Annotated in this window: 14 protein-coding genes; 10 read left to right on the forward strand and 4 right to left on the reverse strand. The window is 37.5% G+C overall.

Going from position 1 to position 19,662, the window contains the following annotated elements:
* The first annotated feature begins 93 nt into the window (after nucleotides 1-93).
* Genes LACPOB_RS0105535 through LACPOB_RS0105545 form a run of 3 tightly spaced genes read left to right on the forward strand, consistent with a single transcriptional unit; the run spans nucleotide 94 to nucleotide 1,918 of the window.
* Complete coding sequence (locus LACPOB_RS0105535) at nucleotides 94-444, forward strand: YlcI/YnfO family protein (RefSeq protein WP_237760544.1); 351 nt, start codon at nucleotides 94-96, stop codon at nucleotides 442-444.
* Between the two features lie 9 nt (nucleotides 445-453).
* On the forward strand, nucleotides 454-1,323 hold the full coding sequence (locus LACPOB_RS11810) for an SPFH domain-containing protein (RefSeq protein WP_051056371.1): 870 nt from the start codon (nucleotides 454-456) through the stop codon (nucleotides 1,321-1,323).
* Nucleotides 1,324-1,366: 43 nt separating this feature from the next.
* Nucleotides 1,367-1,918 carry a hypothetical protein gene (locus tag LACPOB_RS0105545; protein ID WP_017867842.1) on the forward strand — a complete coding sequence of 184 codons (552 nt, stop codon included), beginning with the start codon at nucleotides 1,367-1,369 and terminating at the stop codon, nucleotides 1,916-1,918.
* Between the two features lie 55 nt (nucleotides 1,919-1,973).
* Here the strand turns inward: LACPOB_RS0105545 and LACPOB_RS0105550 are convergent, their stop codons facing one another.
* From LACPOB_RS0105550 to LACPOB_RS0105565, 4 genes are all read right to left on the reverse strand, one after another.
* Nucleotides 1,974-2,369: a hypothetical protein gene (locus LACPOB_RS0105550; RefSeq protein ID WP_017867843.1), complete on the reverse strand. Its 396-nt coding sequence runs from the start codon at nucleotides 2,367-2,369 to the stop codon at nucleotides 1,974-1,976.
* 15 nt (nucleotides 2,370-2,384) lie between these two features.
* Nucleotides 2,385-5,021 (reverse strand): cation-translocating P-type ATPase, encoded by a 2,637-nt coding sequence (locus tag LACPOB_RS0105555; protein WP_081607045.1) that lies wholly within the window; start codon nucleotides 5,019-5,021, stop codon nucleotides 2,385-2,387.
* Between the two features lie 1,114 nt (nucleotides 5,022-6,135).
* Complete coding sequence (locus LACPOB_RS0105560; protein WP_017867845.1) at nucleotides 6,136-7,500, reverse strand: FAD-dependent oxidoreductase; 1,365 nt, start codon at nucleotides 7,498-7,500, stop codon at nucleotides 6,136-6,138.
* Between the two features lie 600 nt (nucleotides 7,501-8,100).
* Nucleotides 8,101-8,655, reverse strand: a complete 555-nt coding sequence (locus tag LACPOB_RS0105565) for a GNAT family N-acetyltransferase (protein ID WP_017867846.1) — start codon at nucleotides 8,653-8,655, stop codon at nucleotides 8,101-8,103.
* Between the two features lie 534 nt (nucleotides 8,656-9,189).
* Here LACPOB_RS0105565 and LACPOB_RS0105570 point away from each other — a divergent pair.
* The 7 genes from LACPOB_RS0105570 to LACPOB_RS0105600 all read left to right on the forward strand — a co-directional run bounded on the left by LACPOB_RS0105570 (nucleotide 9,190) and on the right by LACPOB_RS0105600 (nucleotide 19,600).
* On the forward strand, nucleotides 9,190-9,468 hold the full coding sequence (locus tag LACPOB_RS0105570) for a hypothetical protein (RefSeq protein WP_017867847.1): 279 nt from the start codon (nucleotides 9,190-9,192) through the stop codon (nucleotides 9,466-9,468).
* Nucleotides 9,469-9,874: 406 nt separating this feature from the next.
* Nucleotides 9,875-11,254, forward strand: coding sequence for a Na+/H+ antiporter NhaC (nhaC, locus tag LACPOB_RS0105575; protein ID WP_017867848.1), 1,380 nt, complete (start codon nucleotides 9,875-9,877; stop codon nucleotides 11,252-11,254).
* A gap of 291 nt (nucleotides 11,255-11,545) precedes the next feature.
* The gene (locus LACPOB_RS0105580; RefSeq protein ID WP_017867849.1) at nucleotides 11,546-13,810 is read left to right on the forward strand and encodes a glycoside hydrolase family 65 protein; all 2,265 of its coding nucleotides are present in this window, start codon (nucleotides 11,546-11,548) and stop codon (nucleotides 13,808-13,810) included.
* Between the two features lie 3 nt (nucleotides 13,811-13,813).
* Nucleotides 13,814-14,479, forward strand: coding sequence for a beta-phosphoglucomutase (gene pgmB, locus LACPOB_RS0105585; protein WP_017867850.1), 666 nt, complete (start codon nucleotides 13,814-13,816; stop codon nucleotides 14,477-14,479).
* 168 nt (nucleotides 14,480-14,647) lie between these two features.
* Entirely contained in the window at nucleotides 14,648-15,595 is a 948-nt protein-coding gene (locus tag LACPOB_RS0105590; protein ID WP_017867851.1) for a LacI family DNA-binding transcriptional regulator, read from the forward strand.
* Nucleotides 15,596-16,107: 512 nt separating this feature from the next.
* Nucleotides 16,108-17,787, forward strand: a complete 1,680-nt coding sequence (locus LACPOB_RS0105595; protein WP_017867852.1) for an alpha-glucosidase — start codon at nucleotides 16,108-16,110, stop codon at nucleotides 17,785-17,787.
* 37 nt (nucleotides 17,788-17,824) lie between these two features.
* A complete protein-coding gene (locus tag LACPOB_RS0105600; RefSeq protein WP_017867853.1) occupies nucleotides 17,825-19,600 on the forward strand; it encodes a glycoside hydrolase family 13 protein in 1,776 nt (591 codons plus the stop codon).
* Nucleotides 19,601-19,662 lie beyond the last annotated feature (62 nt).

Genomic DNA, 19,662 nt, shown 5'->3' on the forward strand with positions numbered 1-19,662 from the left:
GACGAAGTAAATCATATCTTTAAACTTATAAATTTACAAATAGGGTTATTTTGAGATATAATATCAATATGATATCAAATAGATGGTAGGAAGGTGAAAACCTTGTCGACAAAAATGACGACCATTCGATTTCCAGAAGATGTATATGAAAAATTAAAAGAACAAGCTGCAGCAAAGCATATTAGTATTAATCAAATGGTTGTCGAAAGTGTAGAACAGTTATTAGAAGATTCACAGACGAATAGTTCGACAATGGAAAGTCGTTTGATCTTAAATCAAGTAGTAGCTCCAGATAAAATTTTTGCAGATAGTGGGCTAGTTTTAGTTAATGGGATCTATTATCGTTATTTAACTAGTGATAACCAATCTATTAAATCCGATACTGCATATTTAATAATTGAGGCTACTGGAAATATTTTAACGATCAAGCCAATTCAGAAATGAGGTAAGGATATGCCATTTGGAATAAAAATAGTGCCCCAAAATTGTCAGGGGCTAGTAGAAATGTTTGGAAAATATAAGCATACAGTGGAATCAGGATTACATTTTTATATTCCGTTTGTTCAAGGGATCCGGACAGTTAGTTTAGCAATGCAACCGATCGAATTACCGCATTATTCGATCATTACAAAGGATAATGCAGAGGTATCGACCTCAGTCACTTTGAACTATCATGTGACTGATTCAATGAAGTATGAATATAATAATACAGACTCAGTTGAATCGATGGCTCAGTTAGTGCGGGGGCATTTACGTGATATTATTGGTCGTATGGAACTAAATGACGCTTTAGGGTCAACAGCACGGATCAATGCTGATCTAGCAAGCGCAATCGGGGACTTAACTAATACTTATGGTATCAATGTTGACCGGATCAATATCGACGAACTATTGCCATCAGATGAGATCCAGCGTGCGATGGATAAACAGTTGACCGCTGACCGTGAACGGATCGCAGCTATCGCACAGGCTCAAGGTGAAGCGGAATCGATCCGTTTAACAAATGAAGCGCAAAATAATGCACTGATGGCAACTGCTAGTGCCCAAGCACAAGCTACTAAGACACGGGCAGATGCTGAAAGATACCGGATCGACACAGTTCAAGCTGGTTTAAGTAATACCGACCAGCGTTATTTCAAGAACCAGTCGATCGCAGCATATAGTGACTTGGCTAAATCACAAGCTAACATGGTAGTCGTACCAAATGATGACAACAGTAATTTTGGGCAAACTTCAGTTCTAGCTCAAGCAATCAAAGGTAAAAATACTGTTAATGAATCTGATGACCCAAAGAAAACAGATCAGGGAGATCAAGCGCAATAGGAAATCACTTTGAAAACTTGTACAAAGCAAGGGAGTCGATGAGATGAGCGTAATTAGCATAATTTTTTTGTTGTTATTAATATTTGTGATTTTTATCGCTATCATTTGGCTAGCCCAAAAAGTTAGCAAGACTTTTGTAAATTGGAGTTCTCCTGCGAATACTAGTCCTAAGGAAACAAAAACAAGTGAAAAAATCAGGGGAGAGCCAAGTACTAATAACCTGGCAGGCAAAATGGTGCGCCAACAAAATCGAAAAAGTCAACGTCAACGGAACAAAGCAGTTCCAACTGAGGCTAATGAAAGTGGAGTACAGTATACGCCGGATGGGCCAATTTTCCATGCTAGACATTATCGGAGTTCTCATATTACAGATAACTTAGTTAATGAACCGCATAGTTATCAGACCAATAATGGAACATATGGTAAAGAGTCAGCCGCGCGTTACCGTACTAAACAAAATGCAAAAAAACGGACGCAAAATAGGCAAAGTCAAAGTAAAGGTAAAAAGATGATGGATTCGATCGCTGATTCATATTCGCAAAGCATGCAATATTCAGAGGGTTACCAGCAGGCTCTTAAACGAAGTAAAAAATAGCAATAAAAAAGCTCTAGTTGTCATACTCATTGAGTAAGCAACTAGAGCTTTTGGTTTAGTCAGTTTCGTCTTTACCGATCGGAACCAACTTGGCTTCACCATAGTAGTGTTTGGCTAGCTTATTTGTGGGTTTTAATTTGTAAGATTTATTGGACTTTTTGATCTCAAAATTTTTAGTTGGTGCACGATGGGAAACCCCGCTTTTGTCTCCCATAATAAATTGAGTCGATCCGTCTTTTTTTTTCTTGAGCTTATAGCCGTAGGTTTTACTGTTGTCATTTTTAACAAACGTGACATGTTTACTATTAAATCGAACGGTGGATGCTGGAGAATCCACTTGTTGCGCGGTAAATTCCCACTTTTGGCTCTCTAGATCTTTTGAAATTGAATTGCTGCAGCCAGCTAAATTAACTACAAACACTAACATGACAAAAATTTTTAGATAAACCAAGTCATCACATCCTTATTATGACTGAACAGTTCTTTTTTCTTTCCTTAAGCTAAAGCGCTTATTGATCTCAAGTAAGATGCTTGGAATGAAGATACTGATTATGACATATATCCAAGCGGTACTAGAAAGCGCGGTGAAACCAAAGACTTCTCTTAAGCCAGGAAGCGTTGCAATTGCGACAACAACGAGCATCGTAGCCAGTAAACCAATATTTAGTGGCATATTATTCGTAAACGTTTGAGATGTAAGTTTGGAACGAGTTTTGATCACGTAGATATCGATCATTGAACCTAAAGCCAATACTAAGAAAAGCATTGTTCGTGCAAATGTAATGCTTGAATTGGAAAGGCTGAACAAGCCAATACTAAAGATCGATAGTGTCAAGACCGTAAAGACTACAGCTCGGAAAGTAACTCTTTGTGCTAAACCATCGGCAAAAATACTTGTTTTCCGATTGACTGGAGCTTTTTCCATATTATTACCTTCAGATGGTTCACGACAGATATAGAAACCAGGGATACCATCGGCTAGAACGTTGATCAACAAGAGTTGCTCTGCTAAGAGTGGTGAACCCCAACCCATTGCAACTGCAAAAATCATCATGAATAACTGCGCGAAGTTGACACCGATCAGGAATTCAACGGCCTTCAAGATATTTTGATAGATTGTCCGTCCGACTTCGACTGCAGAGACGATCGTTTCAAAGTTATCATCGGTTAAGATCATATCAGCAGCTTGTTTAGAAACATCAGTCCCTGTGATACCCATGGCGATCCCGACGTCCGCGGCTTTAATAGCAGGTGCATCATTGACACCATCACCGGTCATGGCGATAGTTGAGTCATTAGCCTGCCAAGCTTTAACGATCCTGATCTTATCTTCAGGCGAAACACGGGCATAAACTTTAATATTTTCGATATTTTTTTGTAGTTCTTCATCACTAAGGTTACGTAAGTGACTCCCAGTTATAACGCGGTCATTTTTCTCACAGATTCCCATTTGTGTGGCGATCGCTTTAGCAGTTTCAGGATGGTCACCAGTGATCATCAAAGTTGTGATCCCGGCATTTTTAGCTTTTTTAATTGCGGTGATCGCTGCTGGTCGAGGTGGATCAATGATCCCGATCAAACCAGCAAGTTTAACGGGAATCTGAGTAGCATCAAGCGGACCATTCGGTTTTTCATCTAAGAGGGTATAACCGACGGACAAAACACGTAAAGCTTGCTGAGCAAATTGTTTGTTAACACTTTGGACTTGTTTAGACTGTTCATCAGTTAGTTGAACAGGTAAACGGTCGATCGCACCCTTTACGACCAAAAGGTATTTACCATAAGGTGTTTTATGCAAAGTTGCCATGAGTTTCTTGTTTGAATCAAAAGGATCTTCATCAACTCTAGGATAGTCTTTTTCTAATTCAAAACGTGTGGTATTAGCTTTTTCCATCCAGTGGATGATCGCCAATTCAGTCGAGTCGCCCATTTCAACTTTTTCACCGTCAACTTCTTTGATCTGTGCATCAGTTGCTAAGCCCATGAAGCGCATTAATTGAAATTCTTTAGAATCTTCTGAAACTTCACTAGAAGTTGATTCTGGAGCATTTTTAGGAACCCAGTATTTGGTAACTGTCATCTGATTTTGTGTAAGTGTACCTGTTTTATCGGACGCGATCACATCAATACTACCGACTGTTTCCACAGAATTAACTCGACGCATGATCGCATTTTTCTTGGACATTTTAATAACACCATAAGACAAACTGATAGTAACGATAATAGGCAATGTTTCAGGCACGGCAGCAACTGCTAAAGAAACACCCATGATCAAACCGGATGAAAGATCAAAACCACGGAAGAAAAACCCGATGATAAAGATCAAAACACCACCGATCAGCGCAACAGTTGTTAAGCGTTTGGAAAGTGTGTCTAGTTTTTCTTGTAGTGGAGTCTTCTTTTTGGAAGTCTGGTTTAATAAACCAGCGATCGAACCAAGTTCAGTATCCATCCCAATGGCAGTTACTACCATTACTGCGTTACCTTGAACTACGCCAGTACCGGAGAAAGCTTCATTATATCTTTCACTGATTTCTTTAGATGGCTTTATTTCATCGTTAGTTTTTTCGACTGGTTCACTTTCACCAGTTAAAATCGATTCATTGATCGTTAAGTTATTGGCAGTTAATAGACGGCCATCTGCGGGAATTTGATCACCTGCACTTAAGACAACTAGATCACCAACGACTAAGTCTTTGGATTCGACAGTTTGCCTTATCCCGTCACGGATCACCGTTGATTCACGGACATTCATATCTTTCAGAGCAGCTAAAGCCTTCTCAGCACTTTTTTCCTGATAGATACTGATCGAAACGTTTAATACTAAAATCCCGCCAATAATTAACGGCTGGCTCCAACTTTCATGACCAGTAGCTGCTAAATAAGTGGATAAAATGACAGCAAAAAGCAATACTAATGAAGCAATGTCAGACAAATGATGTCCAATCTGCTTGAAAATGTTATCTTTTTTTCCTTCTTGTAATTCGTTAATACCTGTTTGCTGCCGCGTGGTAACTTCTGCAGCAGTTAGTCCTTTTTCACTAGTATTATAGTAAGCGAGTACTTGCTCATTAGACGAGTCTTGATTCGCCAATAAAATCATCCTTTCAATTTAAATAGTTGTTGTTGAGATCGATCGTAAAGCTGTCAAAGCAAGTTAGCAAGACTTGTCTAGCAGTAATAGAATTAGTTGAAATTCAACTAACCATTTTCATAAATTGAAACGAAAACTAAATGTAACTGAGAATTGTATTTAGTAAAGAATTTTTAGTTGGAGATGAAGTTGAAAATAATGTGAAACTCCTATTAAAAAATCACAGAGCGTAAAAACTCGACTTGAAGATAAAAAATGCAGACTGCCAAGTTTTAAAGCTCGACTATATTAACAGAGTGAAGTGTAGCACAGCGAAGACAAGGTTCAGCAAAAAACTTGGAACCTGAGTTATGTCTAATGATGAAAAGTAATTTTGTCTTACAAAGGCCAACCTAGAAATGACGGACTAATGTAAGACCTCATAGAAAATAAGTGGCAATCTTTTATTTGTCACCAAAGGATCTGTTGAGAACTCACCAGCATTTATTGAAAGTAGAGTAACTTAAATAAGCCTTAGACATGCTTAACTTACTGTCTAAAATTACCAAACTAAAAAGTATGCAAAAATTGCAAAATCTCGTCTACTAGTGAGTAAAATATCTGTGGGATAGTACCCTGTTAATTACAACGAATATAATAGGTTGAGTAGTATAACCATGTGGGATGTTTGTTGAAAAACTCATCGTGATTGTTATGCGTTGCATAATTAAATGGGAATTACTTTAATAGAGGTTAAACTCGTGTGAATTTAATTCTTATAATGAAAATGTTAAATTGTAATGAAAGTGAATGGTCATGCATAAAATGCAGTGATCAAATTAGAAATGAACTTTCAGAAATGATTTACAAGTCGTTCAAATGCTTTGAACAGCTTAAAGGTTGAAAGATGTTCAACTTTACTCTATTAATGCTATCATTTTTTATAAGGCACGTCAAACTTTACCTATATTTTTTTAACAAAAATATAAAAAGTAACTAAAATTGTGAGTTTAAAAAACGGAAGTAAGACAAAAGATGTTTTGAGACACGTTTAAGGGCCGCCGATTTAACCCATTTAGTGGGATAGATCGACGGCCCTTAACTGTACAGCTAGTTATGTCCCAGCTCAGATTTTCTAGGCCGCTTAAACCTTGCCTAAGTCACGTAATGCTTGTTGAGCGGCAAGATTCATAATGTTCCAAGGACGGTCAAAGCCTGGCTGGAAGAAAAAGTCAGTGTATGCTAGATCTTCTAAGGTCAATTTAACTTGAATGGCTAAAGAAATAGTATTAATGTTTTGTGTGGCATCTTGCGTCGACAAAACTTGGGCACCTAATATCCGAGTTGTTTGTGGATCGTAGGTCAATTTGAACCATACTTTAGCATTACCATTTTCTTCTGGAACAAATGGTGGTCGGAAAGTATCAGTGACTAATGTTGACTTAGTTTTTACACCATACTGACTAGCCGTGCCTTCTTTGATACCAGTCGATGCAAAGTTATATTTGAAGACGGATAAAGCGCTCGAGCCTGAGACAAAAGGAGTTTTCGCCTCGATACCCACTGCGTTTTTACCTGCGATCCGCCCTTGACGGCGAGCATTTGTCGCCAAAGCGATCGGTGATTTAGTCCCGTCTGTCGGTGCAAATTTAACTAAGGTTGCGTCGCCGACTGCATAGATATCGTCAGCACTGGTTTTTTGATGGTCGTCAACATTGATCATACCATGATCATCTAAGTCCAAAACGTTGGCTAACCATTTTGTATTTGGCTTGATCCCTGTAGCTACGATCACTAAGTCAGCCGGGTAAGTTGCTTGGTCTGTGACTACTTCTGTTACCGTATCATTTTGACCAGAAAAGCTCTTGATTCCTTGACCAGGAGCAGCTTTGATATCATGTTCTTCCATTTCTTTGGTAAGGATATCAGTTAATTCTTCATCCAAGTATTTGGCTAACATCCGAGGTAACATATCAACAACGGTGACATGTTTGCCGGCTTTAGCAAAAGCTTCAGCAGCTTCGATACCGATATAACCTGCACCAACCACGACAACATTTTGGATGTCAGGATCGACAGTCCTTTGTTTTAATTTAATGGCCCAGTCACGCCCACGCATTGCATAAATATTTTTTAAGTCATTTCCTGGCACTGGTAGTGTAGCAGGAGTCGCACCTGGGCTTAAAATTAATTTGTCATATTGTTCGTCACGTTCTTTGTTATGAGCATGGTCGATCACATGTACACTATGTTTTTTTGCATCAACTGAACTAATTTCTGTTTCTGTGAATACAGAAACACCCTGTGCACGCATACCAGCAGGTGTTGCATACCTGACATCATTTACATTTTTAACAACGCCTTCTAGATAAAGTTGCATCCCGCAAGATAAGAAGGAGAGAAAATCTCCTTTTTCATACCATTGAATCTCGGCGTCAGGTTGGTCAGCTAAGACTTCACGAACAGCTTCATAACCACCGTGTGATGAACCTACTACGATAACTTTCATAAAAAACGTCCTTTCTATTAAGCAAAAGAGTGAAGTGAAATGTTTAGAAAACAAACATATCGGACTTTCAATTTAAACATCTAGTTTGAAATATGATATGCTGTTTTGCTTGTTTCACGTAAATCGATTATTACTAACAGAGTAATAGCAAGTACTGTCAGACATCTCGCGATCACATGGTGATTTTTACTTTTGCAATGTGATGACGGATTTTAGACAGTATTACCAATTTGTCGGATCTCTAAAAATGAATGTGAATAATGTTCCTTTACAGAAAATGATCTTTAAATCACATATAAAACGATTTTCAAAACAAAAACATGATTTTAACTTGGCATAAATTTAACCATACAAAAACACTAATAAGTAACGGACGTCCGAAATCAATACTGATCAATGCTTTCTATATTCTATAAAGTAACACATAAATTCTTGTGATTAAAGTAAATGAATTTGTTAAATTTATTTTCACAAGCAAAAAAACGGCTATCAAGATTGTGCGCAACCTAATCATAAGTCGTGAAAAATATTTTTTGTGAAAAATAAAAAAGCTTGCCATTTTTGGACAAGCTTTTGAAAATTTATAAATTGTGGTTGTTCTTAGCCGGCAATTTTAATATTAGATGAACTATCTTGGTTGATAACTTTTTCGTAAACAAAACATTCATCTGTCGAACCATATACACCAACTAATACGCCGACTTTTTTAAAGCCTGACTTGGCGATCACATGTTGCATAGCGTCATTGTTTTTATGGGTATCGATCCGGATACTCTTGATCTCAGGGTGGTTTTGCATGATTTCTTCCACCACTTTTTCGAATAATTGAGTCGCATAGCCATGGCCACCATGGGATGAATGAATCGCAACACGGTGTATCACGATGTAACCGTCGGTATCTGTTAGCCACTGTCCTTGCATTTCATCATAGACGTGGTCTGGTGCGGGTACTAAGGATAAAGCACCAATTGTTTGCTCGTCAGTTGATTTGGCTAAAAAGGCAAAGCCGTGTTCAATATCATATTTAACATGTGCACGTGATGGGTAGTCACCTTGCCATTGATTGACACCTTTTTCAGCTAATTGATTACGCCCATCAGCTAAAATTTCGATAATTTTGTCTAGATCTTTCATTTGTGCGCGACGTAGTTTCATGTTTATTCCCTCTTTCAAAAAATAGAGTAGAGCAAATCAAGCAGAAGGCTGACACAGATTTTAGTACTATAATGCGATTTTTAGCATTGTAGCCTTAAAGTTAGTTGAGTACAACTTTCTGTCATCAAAGCTCGGCTATTAAAAATGATCAGCTATAAGTCAGTTCAAGTGCTAGATTATTGCTTAGTCATTTTAACGTAAACTGTTTTTTAGCAATCGTCAGAGTGTGGACGATTAAAAAATGATGTCTTATAACTGCTGATTAAAAAAATACATTAAGAATTAACATTATTACCGAAAATCTGAGTAGATGCAAACAATTTTTTTGAACATTAGAAAAAGTTAATATAAATCACTAATGAAAAGTGTTGCATTTTCTAAACAAGCACTAATAATTGCACTATAAATTTATTAAATAATTAGTTTTTAGGTATTAAGTAGTAGAAAAGTTTAAAAAGTGTGGTAAAATAATGGTTGCGGTATCATTACTGATAAAACAATGTTTAATAAAAAGGATGGGAGGAGAAAAGAAATATGCCAAGTGGAATTTTCATAGTAGCTCAATGTGAGTGTTTTAGCTTAGAATTGGATTTAAATAAATTGATTATTTCACAATATTTCTCCGATCATTGCCGGTCTGACAGAAAATTTCAGCTTTCTATGTTAGAGGTTTTAAGCTTCTTAGACATTGTAGATAAATTTAATACGGAACAATATAAAGTCTATCATGAAAACGTTGATTCCTATTGGTGCCATCGTTTGTTAAGATACATTGAGGAAAGTTATCTGGTTAAAGAAATCGAATTAAGCTAATTTAGAAAACATGTTAAAAAATTTTCTTGCTTTTTTTTAGCATTCAATTTAAACTTAATTTAATATTTAAAGGTCAATTACACTAAGTAGCTATTTTATCTGGGTGTCAGGAAGTTGGTGGGGGCTGCGAACCAATCAGGGTAGATGTGCGAAATACCGTAATATTGATGACACTGGTTAATAACTAGAATCCATTATCTTCTAGTGAGTGGTGTGTTTGTGTACACACAAAGTGGGTGGTACCACGGTTAAAAACCGTCCCTATTGCATATAAATTGCAGTAGGGCGGTTTTTTTATGCCTTAGAAAGGGATTTAAGTATGTTAAGAACGACAAACGGGGGTATTGCCCGATATTAGTCAATTAGTTGATGTCAGAAATAATACAATTAAAAGAGGTTAACTAAGATGACAAGAAAAAATTTTAAATTAGGGTTAGTTGAAGCAGCACTTATTTTGATAGTAGTACTCGCGATCATGGGCTATGGGATGATCGGGTTAAAATTATCACCGCAGGTCCCAATTTTATTAGCGATGACAATAGTAATCTTTTGGGCCAAAATTAAAGGTGTCAGTTGGGATGATATTAATGACGGGATCCAAGATGGAATCAGCAAAGGGATCATACCGATCGTAATGTTTATTTTGATCGGTGTGATGATCAGTACCTGGATCGCGGCGGGGACGATCCCAACTTTAATGGTTTATGGTTTTAAAGCTTTAAATGCCCGCTGGTTTTTACCAACAGTTTTTCTGGTTTGTGCAGCTGTGGGTGCGGCAGTAGGAAGCTGTTTTACGGTGGTTTCTACTGTCGGGATCGCTTTTTTTGGGATCGGAGTGACGATGAATTTTGATCCAGCTTTGATTGCAGGTGCAATTGTTTCTGGTGGGATCTTTGGCGATAAATTATCCCCTTTATCCGAAACTAATAATTTGTCTGCGGCTGTCACTGACGTCAGTTTATTTGACCACATGAAGACGATTTTGTGGTCAGCGCTGCCAGCGGCTTTGTTTGCGACGATCATTTTTGCTTTTCTCGGCATGGGACATGACCAAGCCGATCTTTCACGAGTTAGTATTACTGTGGCAGCTTTGAATAGTAATTTTAATGTTTCATTCTTTACCTTAATACCGATTATCTTAATTTTCATTTGCGCTTTTCTTAAAATGGGTGCTATTCCAACAATGCTGTTGAATGTCTTGATTTCAACAGCTTTGATGGTAGTTAATAGTGGTAGGTTAAGTATGAAAAAAGTTTCTGATATTATCATTAAAGGATATGTTGCACATACAGGTAATAAGGAAGTTGATCTGTTATTGTCACGTGGTGGGATCGATAGTATGATGTCAACTGTTGCCTTGATCGTGTTGACTTTAGCACTTGGAGGCTTATTGGTGCACTTTGGGTTGGTAGCCACTGTTATGGAACCCTTGGCTAATAAATTAAATAGTCCTTTGAAGTTGGTCTCAGCTGCACTGGCAGCATGTATTGGTGTAAATTTATTTGTTGGGGAACAATTTCTATCGATTATTTTGCCAGGGCGAGCATTTAAGCAGACTTTTCAAAATCGCGGCTTGTCTGCTGGTGCTTTAGGCCGTGTACTTGAAGATGGTGGAACGGTGATCAACTACTTAGTACCTTGGGGTGTTGGTGGTGTTTTTATCGCCAATACTTTAGGTGTTCCAACATTGAACTATCTCCCATTTACGTTCTTTATTTTATTATGTCCTGTGTTTTCGCTGTTGAGTGCAATAACGGGGATCGGTCTGCAAAAAGATGCAATTTGAATGTATCAGTTTAAATTAAAATAACTCTAATTGATAGTAGACTATGACAAACATTTTACTAAAAGTTTGTCATAGTCTTTTTTTCTTAAAATCTGTTATCGGTAACATTGTTAATATGGCGCGAACCTTGTCAGAACGGGCGAGAAAACGATTGCTAGTAGTTTTTCGCAATGCTATTATAAGTTGCGTAAATATAGCGTTAACATTATTGACTGAATAATGATCAACTAGTCATTAGGTAAGGTTATTGACTTAGTAATTAAAATAGCAGGAGAAGAGGGGTTATTGGTCATGAAACGAATCTTTGAGGTTGACCCATGGAAAATCGTTACGCATTCTTTGGACAAAGATAACAAAAGACTACAAGAAAGTATTACGAGTATCGGAAATGAATATATGGGAATGCGTGGCATGTTTGAAGAAAAGTATTCAGGAGATACGCATCCAGGAATATATTTAGGTGGTATTTGGTATCCAGATAAAACTCGGGTTGGTTGGTGGAAAAACGGCTATCCCGAGTATTTTGGAAAGGTTATTAACGCCGTTGATTTTGTTAGTGTGGATATTCAGCTTGATGGCCGTTCGATTGATTTAGCTCAAGATAAATTTTCAGATTTTACTTTGGAATTAGATATGAAATGTGGCTTGCTAAGTCGTAGTTTTATTATTCATCGAAACGATACTTCGGTCAAAGTTAAGTCAGAACGTTTTGTCAGTGTAGCCTGCAAGGAACTATATGCTAATCGCTTACGGTTTGAAAATTTAGGAGAAAAACCTGTTGAGATTTGTGTAACTTCACTGCTTAATGCGAATGTCTTTAATGAAGATGCCAATTATGATGACCAGTTCTGGAATGTTTTGGATAAACGATCCATGCAACAAGCGCTAACAATGACAGCACAAACGATTGAAAATGACTTTGGGACGCCTCGTTTTACGGTTGCTATGAAGGCTATACATCAGACTTCTTTGAAGTATCAAAATAATTTAGAAACTGCTAAGTCTGTTTCGGCCTGTTGGCAAGGTAAACTTTTTGCCAATGAGAAAGCCGAATTTGAAAAGAAAGTGATCGTGACTACTTCGCGTGATTATTCGGATCGTTTTGTAATGGAAGAGGCTGCAGAAAAATTGAGCAACAAACAAGCAGTACAGTCATTTGAACAACTATTAGCGGCTCATGTTTTAGTTTGGGCAAAGCGTTGGGAAAAATCTGACATTGTGATCGATGGTAATGACGAATCACAACAGGGGATACGTTTTAACTTATTCCAGCTATTCTCAACCTATTATGGTAATGATAGCCGGCTTAATATTGGTCCCAAGGGTTTTACAGGTGAAAAATATGGTGGTGCCACTTATTGGGATACCGAGGCTTTTGCGGTGCCATTTTATTTGGGTGCGGCATCTAGCAAAGTTACCAAGAATCTATTACAGTATCGCCATAATCAATTGGATGGAGCATACCATAACGCCAAACAACAAGGATTAGCTGGTGCATTGTTTCCAATGGTGACCTTTAATGGGATCGAATGCCATAATGAATGGGAAATCACCTTTGAAGAGATCCACCGAAATGGTTCGGTTGCGTACGCTATTTATAATTACACACGTTACACAGGTGACCAAGAATATGTTCATCATAACGGTTTTGATGTTTTAGTTGGGATCGCGCGTTTTTGGGCTGATAGGGTCCATTATTCAACGCGAAAGGATCAGTACATGATTCATGGTGTGACTGGACCTAATGAATACGAAAATAATGTTAACAATAATTGGTACACCAATATGTTAGCTAAATGGTGTTTACAATACACAGAAAAAATCGCACAAGAAGTGTCTGAAGAAAAAATATCCGACTTGCGTGTGACTGATGCAGAACGACAAAGATGGGCTGAAATCAGTGAGAAAATGTATTTGCCTTATGATAAAAAATTAGGTGTTTTCGTACAACATGATACTTTCTTAGATAAAGATCTAACACCAGCTAAAGAATTACCGCAAGATCAGCTACCACTCAATCAACATTGGTCTTGGGACCGTATCTTACGTTCGCCATATATTAAACAAGCTGATGTTTTGCAGGGAATTTATTACTTTATTGAGCAGTTTAGTGAAGCACAAAAAAGAAGAAACTTTGACTTTTATGAGCCATTAACAGTACATGAATCTAGTCTATCAGCCGCAACGCACTCGATTTTAGCCGCTGACCTGCATAAAGAGGAAAAAGCGTTTGAAATGTATTCACGCACAGCACGGCTTGATCTAGACAACTACAATAATGATACTGAAGATGGTTTGCACGTTACTTCTATGACAGGTTCTTGGTTAGCAATCGTGCAGGGCTTTGCAGGTATGCGGGTCAGCGATGATAAATTACATTTAGCTCCATTTGTGCCACAAGAATGGAAAGGCTATTCTTTCAGGCTTAATTTCAGAAATAGATTACTCAGTGTTGTTGTTGGCGCAAAAAGGACTGAATTGACCTTACTTGCAGGTGCCCCACTAGAGGTTATTTTAAATGGTGAACCGGTCATAGTTAAAATGGAGGAAAATTAGAAAATGAAGGGCGTGTTGTTTGATTTAGACGGTATTTTGACTGATACGGCAAAATTTCATTTTGCTGCCTGGAGTCGTTTAGCTCAAGAAGAATTAGGAGTTATTTTACCAGCAGAATTCGAGTCTGAGCTAAAAGGGGTCAGCCGAGTGGACTCATTGGTACGCATTATGGACTATGCTGGGATCATGAATAACTATTCTCCAGCAGAAATAAAAAAATTAGCTAATAAAAAAAATGATTATTACGTTAAAGCTATTAGTAGCTTAACTCGAGCAGATATTTTACCCGGCATCACTGAATTTTTAGATGAATTAACAGAACACCAAGTGGCCTGTGCAATTGCTTCAGCTTCTAAAAATGCGCCACTGATCCTAAAAAATTTAGGTTTAAGTGATTACTTTGCAGCAATTGCGGACCCAGCTAAAGTTGCCCATGGCAAACCCGCACCAGACATATTCCTAGCAGCGGCTGATACATTAGGGATCGACCCCAAGGAGTGTGTAGGGATCGAAGATGCAGTTGCTGGTGTAACAGCGATCAAGGCGTCTGGAGCATTGGCGATCGGTGTGGGAGATACCCAAGAATTAAAAGAAGCTGATATTGTTGTTCCAACAACAAATGAGCTTGACTATAAATTGTTGACGCAAACATTTGCAGAAAAATATTAAAAAGTATAAAAATGACTGACAGTTTTACTGGCAGTTATTTTTAGTTAGTTTCTAATAGTGTTTTGAAAGAACCATTAGAAATTATATTGAAGGAATTGTCAAAAGACTTTATGATAATAAATAGGAACTAAATGTTAGGATAAGTTAATTTTAAAGAGGGAGTTATTAATGACGACTTTAAAGGACGTGGCAGATCAGGCGCATGTTTCACGAATGACGGTTTCACGTGTGATCAACCATCCTGACAAAGTGACTGAGGAAGTTAAGCAGTTAGTTTATCAGGCAATGCATAGTTTGAATTATCATCCAAATGCGATGGCACGAGCGTTAGTTAATAATCGTACACAAATCATTAAGTTGCTAGTTTTAGAAGAAATGACGACTGTTGAACCTTATTATATGAATTTATTGACGGGGATTTCAAAGGAATTAGAAGAGCATCAGTATGCATTGCAACTGGTGACTGAAAATAGTTTTGAAATTGGTACTTGTGATGGGTACATTATTACAGGTATGCGTGATGAAGATTATCAGTGGATCAAAGAATTGAAGTTACCATTTGTTTTGTTTGGTGAAAATCGCTATGGATATGACTTCGTTGATTCTGATAATAAAATGGGTGGACAAATTGGTACACGATATGCGATTCAAAGAGGGTACAAACATTTGATATATGTTGGGATCGATTTGGCCGAGCCATTTGAGTATTCACGTGAAGCTGGATATATCCAGGTAATGCAAGAAAATGGACTTGAACCGCAGATCATTCGGAGTACCAATCATTCGACGCAAATGCAAAATTATATCACGGAACACTGGGAGAAATTTGAGGAAAATACTGTTTTTATTTGTGCTTCAGATCGTTTGGCTCTGGGGACTGAACGGGCAATTTTAACACAAAAAGGTAGTATCCCTGATCAATATGGTGTTATTGGCCATGATAGTGTTTTTTTAGACCAAGTGGCTTTCCCTAAATTAACTACTATCAAACAAGAAGTCGATAAAATGGGGGAACTTTGTGCCAAAATGTTACTAGATAAGATCAATAATGGTAACCAAGCACAAGGCAAATGTGTGATCGATCCACAATTGGTTATTAGAGGAACCACAAAATAAATAATAATTAGTAATTATATACAGACAGTGAGGCAAAAGATGTTTTGAAACCGAGCTGTAAACACGATTGCATTATTTTGGGTCGTAGCAAAGCGAAAGACCAGAATAAGGATTGTTGTTACAGTAAGGCTTCAAGCTTTTGGAACACGTTTGAGAGGCTGGGACAAAACAATATCCCAGTCTCTTCTTTTGCTAAAAATAATCAAATTATCGCTTGTAATTTTTATAGCATAAACGCGTTTCAAAAGTCTGAATCCTCAATGTAATGCCATTTACGCCATTCTTGTCCTGCGCTTTGCTACGGCCAAAAATGGCGTAAACGACGTTACATACCGGCTTCAAAACGACTTTTGTCTCGCTCTCTTTAGAATTACACGGCTAGTTATGTCCCAGCTCCTTTCTACTGTCATAATATGCTAATAAATCCTGTTATCGATAACATCTGAGATTAGCTTGCTTTATGCGATAGGATTATTTAAATTTAAAGTAGATAAATTAGGGAGGCTACAAAAATGAAAGCAGTTTCTAATGGTGAGAGAATTATTTATCAGATTTATCCAAAGAGCTTTATGGATTCGAATCATGATGGGATTGGTGATCTAAATGGTATTACTTCGCGTCTAGACTATCTAAAGGCGTTGGGCATCAATACATTATGGTTGAACCCGATTTTTGTGTCTCCACAAGTTGATAATGGTTATGATGTATCAAATTATTTTATGGTCGATCCGACTATAGGTACGATGGAAGATTTTGATAATTTAGTTAATGCTGTCCATGAGCGGGGAATGGAATTGATTTTAGACTTTGTTTTGAACCATACTTCAGACCAACACCCATGGTTTAAAGATGCGATTTCAAATCCACATAGCATTTACCGTGATTATTACTTATGGCAAAAAGGACAAGATGGTCAGTTACCGAATAACTGGGGTTCATTTTTTGGAGGTAGTGTATGGGAAAAAGATCCAGCTGGTAGTGAAGAGTATTATTTCCATCTTTTCGCTAAAGAAATGCCCGATTTAAACTGGGCTAACCATGAGTTACGTCAAGCAATGCTTGATATTGCTAAGTTTTGGTTAAATCATCAAGTTGATGGCTTTAGATTAGATGCTTTTATACATACAGCTAAAGCTAATTTTGAGCAAAATGTCTTTTCGGGCGATTTAAATGAGCCACAGCTAGCAGAAGAATACTATGCAAATATGCCCCAAGTTCAAGCATACTTGTCGGAATTTATTCACGCACTAAAGGAGGTCAAGCCGGATATCTTTATTTTAGGCGAGGCTGCTAGTGCAGATATTGATTTAGTAGAAAGTTATACAGATCCTAACCGTTCAATGTGTGATAGCGTGGTGACTTTCCGATATTTTTCGGATGATGACCAACAGAAATTTATATCGCAATTGCCACAAGAAGGGCAGCCGCATCTTTTAGATACGGTGAAATTTAAAAAAACAATGGTCGAATGGCAGACTGCTTTACAGGGTTGGAGTTATCCAACTTTATATTGGAGTAATCATGATCTCCCGCGGATCTTAAATAAATTAATGGTGGGTCCTGATCACCAAAAAGACCTTGCTAAGATGTTGGCAGTATTGATGTATTTGCAACGTGGAATCCCATGTATTTATTATGGTGAAGAATTAGGGATGACTGCTGGCAAAATAGTTGATCCGACTGACTTTGAAGATCCATTTGCTTTAGCGTTTATGGAAGTTGGTTTAAAACAAGGGTTTGATAAAGATGAATTGTTAGCAAGTTTGTCAGCTAGTCATAAGATGGGTGCACGTAGTGTAATGCAGTGGACTGATGGTGTATATGCTGGTTTTTCTGATGAGCGACCATGGTTAAATGCAACTGGCAATGACGTCAGTGTTTTGTTAGAAAAGCAAGATCCGAATAGCATTTTGAATTTTTATTCTCAGGTTCTAGCCATAAAAAAAGAGCAATTATATACATTAGGAAAAATTGTTTTTGATGTACGTACTCAAGATATTTATGCATATAAACGTTCATTCGATACACATCAAGCTTTTATTTTTTGTAATTTAACGGACAAAAAACAGGAAATAACACTACCAGAACCAAATTTAAATTTACGCATCAAGATAAAAAATCAAGCTAATCTAGACCGTACTAATGGAAAAGTCATCTTAAAAGCATATGGTACGATCGTTTTAGATAATTAAAAAACAGATTGTTTTAAAAACGGAGGAAAAGATAAGTATGGAAACTGCAGCAGTATATCATCGTCCTGATAGTGAGATGGCATATTTGAAAGATCATGATCATTTTCAGATCCGTTTAAAGACTAAGCATGATGACGTGGTCAAAGTTGATTTATTGTATGGTGACCCTTATGGAACAAAAGTTAACGAAAAAGATGAAGGCAACTGGGAACACCGAGTTATTAATATGAAACGGACTTATCAAACTAAAGAAGTTGATTATTGGATCAGTGAGGTGACTTTGCCACTTCGCCGTTTACAGTATGCATTTCATATTTACGGTCGAGATGGTCAAGAATATTTATACGATGATCGCCGGATTTATCGCTATAGTGAAAGCGGTTTAGATAAATTGTCATGTTTTCGGATGCCATATCTGCATGAATGCGATCGAATCAAGACACCTGAATGGGTTCGCAATACAGTATGGTATCAGATTTTCCCTGAGCGATTTGCTAATGGTGACAAATCCAATGACCCTAAAGAAACTTTAGCGTGGGGAAGTAAAAAGCCCACACCAGAAAATTTCTTTGGTGGTGATTTGCAAGGGATCATTGATCACTTAGATTACTTGAAGGAACTGGGGATCAATGGTTTGTACTTATGTCCGATCTTTACGGCACGTTCTAATCATAAATACGATACGATCGATTATTTTAACGTCGATCCTGCTTTTGGAGATAAAGAAACTCTAAAAGAATTGATCGATCAGGCACATGAACATGGGATGCACGTCATGTTAGACGCAGTTTTTAACCATATGGGTGATTTTTCTATGCAATGGAAAGATGTCCAGAAGTATGGTGAGAATTCGCGTTTTGCTAGCTGGTTCCATATTCACAGTTTTCCAGTGTCTTACGAAGAAACAGATAATTTTGAATTTGCCAAGAATTTGACTTATGACGTTTTCGCCAACACACCACATATGCCAAAAATCAATACTGCTGACCCTAAAGCACGGGAATACTTGCTGAATGTGGCCACTTATTGGATCGAACAATTTGATATTGATGCTTGGCGCTTAGATGTGGCCAACGAGATCGATCATGAATTTTGGAAAGATTTTTATGCTAGAACCCATGCCTTGAAAAAAGATTTTTACGTCTTAGGTGAAGTTTGGCATTCTGCTCAAGAATGGGTCGGACATAAAGAGTTTGATGCTGTCATGAACTATTCATATACAGAACCTATTATTGATCACTTTGTCAAAAAGGAACTAACAGTTAGCGAAATGACCGATATGTTGCAAAATCAATTGATGCTATATCGTGATCAAACAAATCAAGTTATGTTTAACGCGTTGGATACTCATGACACTGCACGAATTTTAACTTTATGTCATGGCAATAAAGAGCTTGAAAAACAAGTTTTAGCCTTTATGTTTACGCAAATTGGTGCTCCATGTATCTATTATGGGACTGAAGTTGGCATGGATGGGGGACCAGATCCTGATTGTCGGAAGTGTATGGTTTGGGATGAAGAACAACAAGATAAAGAGATGTTGCAATTTGTTCATTCATTAGTAGATATGCGTCATCAGTATTCTCAACTATGGTCAAAGGGTAGTTTGAAATTTGAAAAAACTGCTGAGCAGTCAGATTTGATTGTATTTAAGCGCGAATATCAGAATGTACAAGTCGTTGCAGTGTTTAATACAGGTACTCAACCACAAAGAGTCACAGTTACAGATAATGCTCAAGTAATTTCACAACAAAATATTACAAAAGACGGTCAAATCAACCCAGACGGCTTTTTAATAATTCGTAACAATTAAGAGATAAACCTGTTACCGGTAACATCATGAAATCGATTGCAGGAATATTTTCGGCGGTGCAT

Origin of the sequence: Ligilactobacillus pobuzihii E100301 = KCTC 13174, assembly GCF_000349725.1 — a bacterium.
Lineage (GTDB): Bacteria > Bacillota > Bacilli > Lactobacillales > Lactobacillaceae > Ligilactobacillus > Ligilactobacillus pobuzihii.